Raw genomic sequence first — 11,909 nt, forward strand, 5'->3', positions numbered from 1 at the left:
CGTCCAGGGACGTCCTCGCTGATCGTCGGGTCAGGTGCACGGCTCCGCCCGCCCGAGCATCCGCGCCGCGTTGCCGACGGCGACGCCGTGCAGGAGGCGCTCCGACGCACCCAGACGTCGGAGGTGCGGCAGGAACTGCTCCGAGATGAACTCCCACCCGTTGCCGCCCCAGGCCGTCAGGCGGTGCTTCACCCGAATCCCGGCGCTCACCAGCAGGCGATTCCCGGCACCGAGTTCGGCGCCGCGCAGGATCGCCAGCGCCACCTCGTGGTCCGACACCCGCGTGCGCACGGTTGGGATCCGCCCGAGGTCGTCGAAGCACACGGCGGTGCCGCGCTCCAGCAGCGCGTCGATCGGGAACCGGGCCACCCGCGTCAGGATCACCCGCTCGCGGCGGAGCCCGGCGGAGTCGACCACGGCCAGCAGGCGGTCGGTGTCGGCGAGTGTCGGTGCGGCCGCGAGCACCAACGCCACGCCACCCGCCCGCGCGGCGGAGGCGGCGCCCGCGAGGCGATCCCGCGCTGCCGCGTCGTCGGGATCGAGCGGACCGACCCGGCCGACCACCCCGGCGGGGGCGTCCGAGTGGCGCAGTTCGGTGAGGATCCGCGTGTGCAGAGTGTCGGCATCGGGCACGGTTTCTGTGAATCCTTCCAGCCCGACGGTGCCGCGCACGATCGCGACGCCCGACGCCCGGCTGAGCCCGACAAGCGCCGCGGTTCGCGCCTCGGGCTCAGCCGGGACCGCCCACTCCGCGAGCGCGACGACGCCGGCGCGGCCGACGTCGGAGAGCCGCCGCAGCCCCGGCTCCGCGTCGCTCGCCACGAGAGTCCGATCGTCGCGGTTCAGCGCCCCCATCTGCAGGCGGCCGAGCCGCGCCATCGAGACGGGTGCCCGCTCGAAGGCCGCGTCGGTCGCGGCGCCGCCGCGGTTGCGCGGGATCGGACCGGGAGCACGCAGGACGGTCTCGGCCGCGAGGAGGACGTCGAGCGTCTCCCCCGCGACCGCGCCGGTGACGGTGTGCAGCATCGTCGGACTCGGCCCCGGATCAGATCGCGGTCGCGACGAGCACGCGCGGGCTGCCCGGCAGCGCCACGAGCCGATCACTCTGCCACCCGGTCTCCGCGAGCCAGGACTCGACCTGATCGACGGGGTACACGACCGTGCCGTCGATGTTGAAGTACTCCCCCGCGTGCAGGGCGTCAATCGCCCGCTGCGTGGGCTCCGCGTCGAGGAAGAAGTCGAGCAGCAGCAGAGTGGCGCCGGGTGCCGCCGCGTCGCGCGCGGCGCGGAGGATCGCGCGGTTCTGCGCCTCGTCGAAGCGGTGCAGCACGTGGGTGAGGAGCACCAGGTCGTGATCGCCCCCGGGAGTTGCCGATTCCGTGTCGGCCTCCTCCACCGTGATCCGATCCTCGACCCCGGCCGCGCGCGCCGCCTCGGCGATCGACTCCGTGAAGCCCGGCGCGTAGACGTAGCGAGTGGTGAGCCGGTCGTTCTGCGCCATCGCCGCGAGCGAGAAGCCCGCCGCGAGCCCGCCGAAGTCGAGCGCGGAGCGGTAGGCGGAGAAGTCGAACGCGCGACCGAACTGCTCCGCGTGCAGGGCGTTGTAGGTCATGACACCGTCGAGGAAGTCCGCCCAGCCGGCCTCGTCGAGGTCGAGCGTCCCGGCCTCGTCGGTGTCGACGGTGCGCCCGTAGCCGAGCCACTGCGGGTAGCTGATGTCGCCGAGGAACGCGAGGAACGGGGTGAGATCGACGTCGCCGGACCCGGCGAGATACGCGGCCGAGTCTTCGACGAGCGCGTACCGGCCGTTCTCGCGATCCAGGAGCCCCAGCGCGTTCATGGCGTCGGCGAGTGTGCGGACCTGGCGCTCCGCGCGGCTGGTCGCCGCGGCGAGCTCCGCGGCCGTGCGCGGGCCGTCCGCGAGTGCGGTGAACAGGCCGATGCGGCTCGCGGACTGGAGCTGCTTCGCCCCCATGAATCCGATGGCGATGTCGACGATGCGTTCGGGGGTTGCGGTCATGGCGTGCGTCCTCAGGGTCGAGCCGTCCGGGCGTCGCGGGACGGCGGTGTCGATGGAGACGGGACCGAGACGCGGTCGCCGTCACGGGAAACTCTACAAGCGTAGACAAATAAAGTCCAGCGTGAGAAGGTAGCACCACCCCGCACGATGAAAGGACCCTCGCATGCCCCTCTCCGTCCAATACCACCGCGCCCCGGCACCCGCGCGCACGGCACCCCCGATCGTGCTCCTGCACGGCTTCGGCTCCAGCGCCGACGAGGAATTCCTCAGCACGGGCTGGGGAGCGTCGCTCGCCGCCGCGGGCCGCGACATCATCGCGATCGACCTCCCGGGCCACGGTCGGAGCCCGGCGATCGAGACCGCCGAGGACGCCCGCACCTCGGCGGTCGTGCGTGCGATCCTCGAGGCGGTCGATCGGGTCATCCCCGAGCACGCGAGGGCGGGCACGACCGACGGCATGGGCGACGGCACGGCCGACGACACCACCCAGTTCGACGTCATCGCCTACTCGCTCGGCGCGCGTCTCGCGTGGGAGCTCCCGGCGGCCTCCGCGCGCGTCCGCCGCCTCGTCCTGGGCGGCCTGAGCCCCGTCGAACCCTTCGGCGCCATCGACCTCGATCACCTCGCCGCCGTGCTCGACGGCGCGACGCCGCACACCCCGCTCGTCGGCATGATGGCGGGCATGATCTCCGCGCCGGGTCGCGACACTGACTCGCTCGCGCGCCTCATCGGCGGTCTCGCCGCGGAGCCGTTCCGTCCCACCGAGGGCGGGCCGTCGATCCCGACCCTCTTCGTCGCGGGGCTCGGCGACGGCATGACCACGGGCGTGGAGGACCTCGCCGCGGCCATGCCGCGCGGATCCGTCACCCGAGTGCCCGGCGACCACCGGGGCGCCCTGGACAGCGTCGAGTTCCGCATCGCCGCGATCGAGTTCCTCGCGGACTGATCCGCCGCGAGCACACGGCGGGCCAGCCTGCCTAGGTCAGCAGCTGCCCGCCGTCGACGGCGAGGCTCACACCGGTAATGTGCCGCGCCCCGGCGCCGGCGAGGAACACCACCGCGTGGGCGATGTCGTCGACCTCGGCCAGGTCGCCCAGCGGGATCCGACTCGACCAGGCCGTGCGTGCGTCGGAACCCTCGGGCAGGCCTGCCTGCAGCATCGGCGTGAGGACCGGACCCGGGGCGACGGCGTTCACCCTGATCCCGTGCTGCGCGAGTTCGATGGCCGCCCAGCGGGTGATCGAATCCACCGCCGCCTTGCTCGACTCGTAGGCCCCCATGCCCGGGGTCGGCTGGCGTCCACCGATGGAGGAGAGATTCACGATGGTCCCGCCGCCGTTCCCGAGTGCGATCCGGTGTCGGGCGAAGGCCTGGGTGACGGCGAACGTACCGACCACGTTGACGTCGAGGATCGAACGGTACGCAGACGCGTCGAGGTCGACGACCGCGCCGTGCACCGAGAGGATCCCGGCGTTGTTCACCAGCACGTCGACACCCCCGTCCGCCGCGAGCGCATCGAACGCCGTCGCGACCGCGGTCTCGTCGGTGATGTCGAGCGCGAGCGCGCGAGCCGTGCTCCCGAGGCCCGCGGCGGCGGCCTGGGCAGCGGTGCCGTCACGATCGGCGAGCACCACACGGTCGCCCGCGGCGACGAACGCTCGCGCGATGCCGAGGCCGATGCCGCCGGCGCCGCCGGTGATGAGGATGGTGCGGGGTGCAGTCATGACAGCTCCTGTGCGTCGAGCGTTCAGCGGGTGCCGGATACGCGATTCATTGATATTATACGTACGTAGAAAATAAAAGTCATCCCACCCGCGTCCCCTCGTGGGTGACCGTCGCAGAGGAGCCTTCGTGAGCCACGCCGATCCCCACCCCGCACCCGTTCCCACTCAACGCCTCGGCCCCGGGGGCCCGGAGGCGCCGGTGTTCGCCCTCGGGTCCTGGAACATCTGGGACCGGATGTCGCGGGAGCAGCGCGCGGAGCTCATGCAGGGCGCGGTGGACGCGGGAGCCGGATTCTTCGACGTCGCTTACTACAACATGGGACCGCACGCCGAGGCGTCCCGGACGGATCTCCTGTTCGGCGAGACCGTGCGGGAGCTCGGACTGCCGCGGACCGCCTATCAACTCTGCGGCAAGCTGTGGCTCTGGGAGTACCCCGAGACGGGCTTCGCCGAGCAGATGCGCGTCTCGCTCGATCGACTCGGGGAGAGCGGCGGCTCGTTCGACACGGTTGTCGTCGGCGATTTCATGGGCGAGCTCGACGTCGCCCGTGTGGTGCACGACGTACAGCGGCAGATCGAGGCGGGAGCCTTCGCGAGCTGGGGGGTGAACAACTGGCCCGCCTCCGCCCTGCAGCGTGCGCTCGACGTGGCCGCCGCCGAGGGACTCACCCCTCCGAGCTTCGCCCAGCTGAAGTACGGCCTCGTGCGGCGCAGCATGGCCGAGGGGTCGTACTACGGCCGCTGGTTCCGCGACGGCACCCTCGCCCTGCAGGCCTCGGACGTGTTCGAGGGCGGCATGCTCGTGGGAGAGCTCGCGCCGTCGCGCAAGATCGGGGCCGACGTCGGCGGGATCCGCGAGCGCATCGTCGCGGCGGTGCCGCGGGTGCACGAGGTCGCCGCGGAGCTCGGCGCCACCCCCGCGCAGCTCGGGATCGCCTTCTGCCTCGCGAACCCCGCGACCGCGAACGTGCTGTTCGGGGCATCCAGCGCGGCGCAGCTCATCGACAACCTCGGCGCGCTCGAGGTGCTCGAGCGCGTGGGTGCGGAGCGTCTCCGCGCGTGCACGGCCGAGTTCTGGCTCGACCGCGACGTGCGCGCGGACGGGGTGTGGGCGCCCGAGCTGTAGCGCCCAGAGGGCTATGCGAGTTCCGGGTGGCCCGTGCGATCAGGGGCCGCACCGGCCCGCTCGTAGACCACCCGGCCGTCGAGCACCGTCGCGTCGATCTCGACCCCGGGCAGTTCCGCAGCGCCGACCGCAAACGGATCGAGCTCCAGCACGACGAGATCGGCGACCTTGCCCACCTCGACCGTCCCCTTCCAGGCGTCCGCACGATCCTGCGCAGCGGGCAGCGCGGTGTAGGCGCGCAGGAGGCCGAGCATCCGCGTCGCGCACGCCGCGGCATCGCTCGACCCGCCCGAGGCCACGATGCGGGCCTCCGCGTCCGCGATCCCGCGCCGCCAGTCGAATCCGAGCACCGGCGCGTCCGACGACAGCACGAGCACCCCGGCGTCGAGCGCATCGCTGTAGCGCCACGCATCCGCCGCGGTGTCCGCCCCCATGACACCGGCGAGCCAGTCGGAGGTGTGCGCCGCGATCCCGGACTGCGCGTTCAGCCACATCCCCTGCGCGCGCAGCTCGGCGATCTGCGCGGCGGTCGCGAGGTCGCCGTGAATGATGGTGTGGGCGAGCTCGGCGGCCGTGCGAGCACCGGGCTCGGCCGCCGCGTCGGCAATCGTGTCGATCGCGAGCTGAATCGTGCGGTCGCCGGTGGCGTGCACCCCGACCTGCAGTCCAGCCGCGTGCGCGGCGCGAATCATCGCGGCGAGGTCGGCGGCCTTGCGCTCGAGCGTCTCGCCCTCGACGAGCAGGTCCCCGTGGGTCCCGTCGTCGTACGGGCGGCTCGTCCAGGCCTGGCGCGAGAGCGGGATGAGGTCGCCGAAGATCTTGATGCCGGGCACCTGCAGCCACTCGGGGTGCGACTCGGGCGGCGCGGCGACGTGGCTCCGGATCCCCGCGAGTACGGTCGCCACGTCGCTCGGTCCGTCGAGCACCCCGTAGAGCGCGAGGGCCGTGACCCGCTGCAGCAGCGCCCCCTCGGCGGCGAGCTCCCGGTACACGTCGAGCACTTCACTGTGGAAGCAGCCGGTCTCACCCGCATCCTCGCCCGGCCCGAGGCCCGGCTCGGTGTAGCTCGTGATCCCCGCCTCGATGAGCAGACGACCGGCGCGGAGGATGGCCGCGCGCCGCTCCGCGCGCGTCGAGACGAGCGCCCCGGGCGCCGGGGCGCCCTCGGACCCGCCTCCGAAGAACGTGTGGGGCCAGCGTGCCCCGAGCCACGCGGCATGCAGGTGCGAGTCATTGATCCCGGGCAGCACCGCTCGACCGTCGAGCTCGACGACCCGGGTCGGCGGCCCGATCCAGCGCGAGACCTCGGCGTCGGAGCCGACGGCGACGATTCGATTCCCGCTGACCGCGACCGCTTCGGCCCGCGTGCCAGCGGCGTCGAGCACGCGGACGACGCCGTTGCGCAGCACCAGATCGGCGGGGACGGGAGTGGGGACGGGGTCGGTTGCGGGCATGGTGCTCCTCCGGCAGCGGGATCGGCGACGGCCGTTTCCCTTTTCAGTCAACGTATGTAGAATAAAACCACAAGACCGGCCCGCGAGCAACGACGCCGTGCCGGAAGCCACTGGAATGGAGCAGTCGATGACGATCCCCACATCCACCCGCGCGGCGGTGCTGACCCGGCACGGCGAACCGCTGGAGCTGCAGGAGCTGCCGCTCCCCCGCGAGCTCGAACCCGGAGCCGTGCTCGTGCGCATCACCTGCGCGACCCTGTGCGGCACCGACATCGAGATCTGGTCGGGCCGGATGACGTTCCCCGGCATGCTGCCGATGGTGCTCGGGCACGAGATGGTGGGCGAGGTGATCGCGGTGGGTGCCGGCGCCACGGGCGGCGGCGGTCCCGTCGACGCGCTCGGGGAGCCGATCCGCGTGGGCGATCGCCTCGGCTGGTCGGAGTCGGTGTGCGGGGCGTGCTACGGCTGCACGGTGCTCCGCCAGCCGGTCGCCTGCGCGAACCGCGGGTACGGGTTCCTGCAGCGCTCCGACGTGCCGCCCTACGCCACCGCGGGGCTCGCGGAGGTCGCCTACGTCACCCCCGGCGCGCAGAAGCTCCGCCTGCCGGACGACGTGCCCGACACCTGGGCCTCGGCCGCGGGGTGCGCCGCGAAGACGGTGCTGCGGGCCTTCGACCGCGCGGGCGGAGTTCGCCCTGGATCGACCGTCGTCGTGCAGGGATCGGGCGCGCTCGGCCTCTTCGCCACCGCCGTCGCGAGCATCTCCGGCGCGGCCCGGGTCATCACCGTGGGCGCCCCCGCTTCGCGACTCACCCTCGCCGGTCGCTTCGGCGCGACCGACACGATCGACATCGCCGGCGGCTCGGAGGCGACGATCGCCCGAGTGCACGAGCTCACCGGTGGCCGCGGCGCCGACCTCGTGCTCGACTTCGCCGGGGCCCCGAGTGTCGGGCCCGAAGCGATCGCGATGGCGGCGCAGCGCGGCACCGTCACAATCGTCGGCTCGACGGGCCCGACCAGCGATCCGATCCCCCTCTCGGCGATCATGGGCAAGGAACTCACGGTCGTCGGATCCCTCAACGGCGACGTGTCCGACTACGCCCGCTCGATCGAGTTCTTCCGCAGCTTCGCGGCGCGCTTCCCCTGGGACGACCTCTTCTCGGCGCCCTGCGGCCTCGAGGAGGCCGGTGCGCGCATCGCGACCATGCATCGACTCGGCGAGGTCAAGGCCGTCATCGATCCCCGACTCACCGCCTCGAAGGAGTCCGCATGAGCACCGTCCCCGTGCCGCGCCGCCGCATCGGCCAGAGCGAGCTGGAGGCGTCAGTCTTCGCCCTCGGCTCCTGGCACATCTACGACCGCATGCACTTCGAAGACGCGGTCGAGCTCGTCCGCATGGCCGTCGACCGGGGCATCACGCTCTTCGACGTCGGCGTCTACGGCGTCCCGGGCGGGCCGCCCGCCTTCACCGACGTGCTGTTCTCGGCCATCGTGCGGGCGGCGGGGCTGTCGCGCGACGACTTCCTGCTGTCGGAGAAGCTCTGGCTGGAGGGGTGGGATCCGCGTGCCGGGTTCCGGCCGCAGCTCGAGCGCGCGCTCATCCGCGTCGGCACCGAGCACGCGGACCTCGTGATCCTCGGCGACCTGCGGCGCGACGACGTTGCGCTGCGCGACCTCGTCCAGGATCTCGGCGCACTGCGGGAGGCGGGGCTGATCCGCGCCTGGGGGGTCAACAACTGGTCGGCCGCGAACGTGCGGGCCCTGCTCGACCTGGCCGCCGAGGACGGCCTCCCCGGGCCCGACATCGCCCAGCTCAAGTACAACGTGTCCCGCCGGTCGATCCCGGACGGCGAGCCCTTCGCCGAGCTCTGGCGCCGCGGCCTCTCCATGCAGGCCTCCGACGTGCTCGAGGGCGGCTATCTCGCCGGCAAGCAGCGCACGGAGCGCGAGGTCGGACGGGATCCCGGGGGGATCCGGCAGCGGATCATCGACGACGTCCCCGCGTTCGTCGCACTCGCGGCGGAGCTCGAGGCCAGCCCGGCCCAGCTCGCGATCGCCTTCTCGCTGACGCACCCGGCCACCGCCAACACACTGTTCGGGGCATCGAGCGTGGCGCAGCTCGAGGCCAACCTCGCGAGCCTCGAGCTGCTCGAGCGGGTCGGCGCCGACACCATCCGCGACCGCGTCGCGCCGTTCTGGGCGGACCGCGGCCTCGTCGACCCGGAAGGACCCTGACGTGCTCGAGCACCGACGCACCCCCGTGCCCTTCGACCCCGAGATGCTGCCGGCGCTCGAGGCCGCGGCATCCCAGCCGCCGCTGACGGCCGACGTGCTCGCTTCGCTGCGGTCGACGGCGGTGGGAACGCCGTCGGGACCCCCCGCCCCCGCGTTCCCCGACGGTGCCTCATGGGCCGCGACCGCCGGAGTCTCCGCCACCGAGCTCCGGATCCCGGGCCCGGCGGGCGCCCCCGACCTCGAGGTGACCGTGTTCGCCCCGCTCGACCCGGGGCCTGCGCCACTGCCGGTCCTCGTCAACTTCCACGGCGGCGGCATGATCGTCGGCCACCGCTCGTGGGAGCACGGCCGCGTCGTCGACCTGGTCGTGCGGCACCGGGTCATCGGCGTGAACGTCGAGTACCGACTCGCCCCGGAGGATCCGTATCCCGCGGGCGTCGAGGACACCTACGCGGCGACGGTCTGGGCGGCCGCGCACGCCGCGGAGCTCGGCGGCGATCCTGCCCGGCTCATCGTGATGGGCGGGAGCGCGGGCGGCGGATTCGCCGCGGCCGTCGCGCTCATGGCGCGGGATCGCGGCGGCCCTCGGATCGCGGGGCAGCTGCTGCTGTGCCCGATGATCGACAACACCAACACGACGGTCTCCTCGTGGCAGTACGACGGGATCGGGACCTGGCAGCGCGAGGCGAACCTGCTCGCGTGGCGCTCGGTGCTCGGGGACGCACTCGCCCTGTCGCCCGATGCCCCGGCGTACGCGGCGCCGAGCCGCGCGACGGATCTCGCGGGTCTCCCGCCGGCGTTCCTCGAGGTCGGTTCCGCCGAGGCCTTCCGCGATGAGGACGTGGACTACGCGCGCCGCATCTGGGCCGTCGGCGGCGAGGCCGAGTTGCACGTGTGGTCGGGCGGCTGCCACGGCTTCGACATGGTCGCGCCCGAGAGCGAGCTGACGAGGGCGGCGCTCGCGAGCCGGGATTCCTGGCTCACCCGGATCCTGCGCCGCCCGGGTGCTGAGGAGGTCGGGCGATGAGCGGGTCGAACCCGGCCCAGCCGTACCGGGCCGCCGAGCCGCCGTCCCGACCCCGGCCCGTACCGTACGACCCGCAGCTGGTCGTGGGCCTCGACGCGTTCGTCGCACTCGTCGAGGGGATCCCGCTCCGTCGGCACACGATCCTCGAGAACCGGGCGCACTTCGCGGGCCTCACACCCCCGATGTCGGCGCAGGTCTCGGGCCGCGCCGTGACGTGGGAGGAGCGGATCGTGCCGGGCCCGCCCGGCGCTCCCGACATCGCGGTCACGATCGTGCGACCGGCCCCGGGGGCGAGCACCGCACGTCGGCCCGCGCTCCGGCCCGGCGTGCTCGGCATCCACGGCGGAGGCTACGTACTCGGCACCCGGCACTTCGCGACGGCCGAGCTGATCGACCTCGCCGAGCGCCACGGCACCGTGGGCGTCGCGGTCGAGTACCGCCTGGCCCCGGAGCACCCCGCCCCCGCGGCCGCCGAGGACTGCTACGCAGTGCTGCGCTGGATGGCGGCGCACGGCGCGGAGCACGGCATCGATCCCGAGCGGCTGGTGGTGTCGGGTGCCTCGGCCGGCGGCGGGCTCGCGGCCGCCGTCGCACTGATGGCGCGGGATCGCGGCGGCCCGGCGCTCGTGGGCCAGCTCGTCAACACCCCCATGATCGACGACCGCAACCGCACCGTGTCGAGCTGGCAGTACGACGGACTCGGCGCCTGGGATCGCAACAACAACGACACCGGGTGGGACGCGGCCCTCGGCGGCGAGCGCGGCACGGACGCGGTGCACCCGTACCACGCGCCCGCGCGGGCGACCGATCTGTCGGGGCTTCCGCCGGCGTTCCTCGAGGTCGGCTCCGCCGAGATCTTCCGCGACGAGACGATCGACTTCGCCTCGCGCATCTGGGCGGCGGGCGGGGAGGCCGAGCTGCACGTCTGGTCGGGCGGTTACCACGGCTTCAGCGGATTCTCCCCCGACGCCGTCGTGTCGCGCGCCGCCATCGAGGCCCGCGAGAGCTGGTGGCGCAGGATCCTGACCCGATGAGCCGGGGCGCGCGCGGGCGCCCGATGGGCATGCTCCGCATCACGCTCGTGCTGGGGGCGCTCGAGGCGTTCGGCCCGCTGTCGATGGATCTCTACCTGCCGCAGCTGCCGCAGCTCGCGCGCACGCTCGGCACGTCCGACGCGCTCGCGCAGGCCACGATGTCGGTGTGCATGATCGGGCTCGGGCTCGGCCAGCTCATCGCCGGCCCGCTCTCCGATCGCTACGGCCGCAAGCGGCCGCTCGTGACCGGGGTGGTGCTGTTCGCGGTCCTGTCCGCGGTATGCGCGGTCGCGCCGACGATCGAGGTGCTGCTCGTCGCACGCTTTCTGCAGGGGCTCGCGGGGTCGGCCGGGGTGGTCATCAGCATGGCCGTCGCGCGGGATCTGTTCCACGGGGTCGCACTGTCGCGGATGCTCTCGCTGCTCGCGCTCGTGACCTCGCTCACGCCGATCATCGCGCCCGTCATCGGCGGGCAGCTCGCGCGAGTCATGGACTGGCGCGGGATCTTCCTGGTGCTCGCCGGAGTGGGCGCCGTACTGGTGGCGGTCGCCCAGGTCGGGCTTCGCGAGACGCTCACCGAGGGGCGGCACTCGGGCGGCGTGCTCCGCACGACGCGCGGGCACCTCGCGGAGATCCTGCGCGACCCGCTCTTCGTGGCGCTGATGGCGGCGGCGTGCCTGGGCGGGGTGGCGTTCTTCTCCTACCTCTCGATGTCGAGCTTCGTGCTGCAGGGCGAGTTCGGGCTGTCCCCCCAGCTCTTCAGCGTCGTGTTCGCGGTCAACGCGCTGGCGCAGCTCGGCGGCGCGCAGCTCAGCCGCCTGTGGGTGCCCCGCCTCGGCACCCTGCGGATGTACCTGACCGGGCAGGTCGCGGGCGCGGCTGCGGCGATCGCGCTGCTGGTGGCGACGCTCGCCGGGGCACCGAGCACGGTGGTGATCGTGCTCCTCGCCCTGTACCTCGGAGCGGCGGGGCTCGGCGGGCCGAACGGGACGACGCTCGCCCTCGGCGGGCACGGGTCGCGCGCGGGCACGGCTTCGGCGCTGCTCGGCATGGCCATGTTCACGGCCGGGGCGGTGGCGGCACCGCTCGTGTCGGCGACGGCGGGCACCTCGGCCGCCACCATGGCGTGCAGCATTGCGGTCGGCGCCGTCGTGGCCGCGGGCATCGGGATCCTCGCCGTGCGGAAGCGCGCCGCCTGAGCGCGGGATCGCCGCCTGATCCAGCTGTGCTCGAATCGTCAATCGGGCTTCATCGCAGGACAAGTTTCCCCGGCCGCGCGCCCATAGTGT

Annotated in this window: 11 protein-coding genes; 7 read left to right on the forward strand and 4 right to left on the reverse strand. The window is 73.2% G+C overall.

Annotated features, from left to right (window positions below; translation table 11 throughout):
* Positions 1–30: 30 nt before the first annotated feature.
* Both MUN76_RS04595 and MUN76_RS04600 read right to left on the reverse strand, forming a co-directional pair.
* Positions 31–1,026, reverse strand: a complete 996-nt coding sequence (locus MUN76_RS04595; RefSeq protein ID WP_244687557.1) for a phosphotriesterase family protein — start codon at positions 1,024–1,026, stop codon at positions 31–33.
* A 19-nt stretch (positions 1,027–1,045) separates the two neighbouring features.
* Entirely contained in the window at positions 1,046–2,020 is a 975-nt protein-coding gene (locus MUN76_RS04600; RefSeq protein ID WP_244687559.1) for a methyltransferase family protein, read from the reverse strand.
* 163 nt (positions 2,021–2,183) lie between these two features.
* Between MUN76_RS04600 and MUN76_RS04605 the strand changes: the two genes are divergently transcribed.
* The gene (locus MUN76_RS04605; RefSeq protein WP_244687561.1) at positions 2,184–2,966 is read left to right on the forward strand and encodes an alpha/beta fold hydrolase; all 783 of its coding nucleotides are present in this window, start codon (positions 2,184–2,186) and stop codon (positions 2,964–2,966) included.
* Between the two features lie 31 nt (positions 2,967–2,997).
* Here MUN76_RS04605 and MUN76_RS04610 read toward each other — a convergent pair whose 3' ends face one another.
* Entirely contained in the window at positions 2,998–3,744 is a 747-nt protein-coding gene (locus MUN76_RS04610) for an SDR family NAD(P)-dependent oxidoreductase (RefSeq protein ID WP_244687563.1), read from the reverse strand.
* 127 nt (positions 3,745–3,871) lie between these two features.
* On the opposite strand from MUN76_RS04610, the gene MUN76_RS04615 reads away from it, so the two are divergent.
* Complete coding sequence (locus MUN76_RS04615; RefSeq protein WP_244687564.1) at positions 3,872–4,870, forward strand: aldo/keto reductase; 999 nt, start codon at positions 3,872–3,874, stop codon at positions 4,868–4,870.
* Between the two features lie 11 nt (positions 4,871–4,881).
* On the opposite strand, the gene MUN76_RS04620 is transcribed toward MUN76_RS04615, so the two are convergent.
* Entirely contained in the window at positions 4,882–6,324 is a 1,443-nt protein-coding gene (locus tag MUN76_RS04620) for an amidohydrolase (protein ID WP_244687566.1), read from the reverse strand.
* Positions 6,325–6,451: 127 nt separating this feature from the next.
* Between MUN76_RS04620 and MUN76_RS04625 the strand changes: the two genes are divergently transcribed.
* Genes MUN76_RS04625 through MUN76_RS04645 form a run of 5 tightly spaced genes read left to right on the forward strand, consistent with a single transcriptional unit; the run spans position 6,452 to position 11,819 of the window.
* Complete coding sequence (locus MUN76_RS04625; protein WP_244687568.1) at positions 6,452–7,597, forward strand: zinc-binding dehydrogenase; 1,146 nt, start codon at positions 6,452–6,454, stop codon at positions 7,595–7,597.
* Positions 7,594–8,559: an aldo/keto reductase gene (locus tag MUN76_RS04630; protein ID WP_244687570.1), complete on the forward strand. Its 966-nt coding sequence runs from the start codon at positions 7,594–7,596 to the stop codon at positions 8,557–8,559. Before MUN76_RS04625 ends, MUN76_RS04630 begins: the two co-directional genes overlap by 4 nt.
* A 1-nt stretch (position 8,560) precedes the next feature.
* Entirely contained in the window at positions 8,561–9,586 is a 1,026-nt protein-coding gene (locus MUN76_RS04635) for an alpha/beta hydrolase fold domain-containing protein (protein ID WP_244687572.1), read from the forward strand.
* Complete coding sequence (locus MUN76_RS04640; protein WP_244687573.1) at positions 9,583–10,620, forward strand: alpha/beta hydrolase; 1,038 nt, start codon at positions 9,583–9,585, stop codon at positions 10,618–10,620. The genes MUN76_RS04635 and MUN76_RS04640 overlap by 4 nt, the downstream gene beginning before the upstream one ends.
* Complete coding sequence (locus MUN76_RS04645) at positions 10,617–11,819, forward strand: multidrug effflux MFS transporter (RefSeq protein ID WP_244687575.1); 1,203 nt, start codon at positions 10,617–10,619, stop codon at positions 11,817–11,819. Before MUN76_RS04640 ends, MUN76_RS04645 begins: the two co-directional genes overlap by 4 nt.
* Positions 11,820–11,909: the final 90 nt, after the last annotated feature.

The organism is Leucobacter rhizosphaerae (genome assembly GCF_022919175.1).
Classification (GTDB): Bacteria; Actinomycetota; Actinomycetes; order Actinomycetales; family Microbacteriaceae; genus Leucobacter; species Leucobacter rhizosphaerae.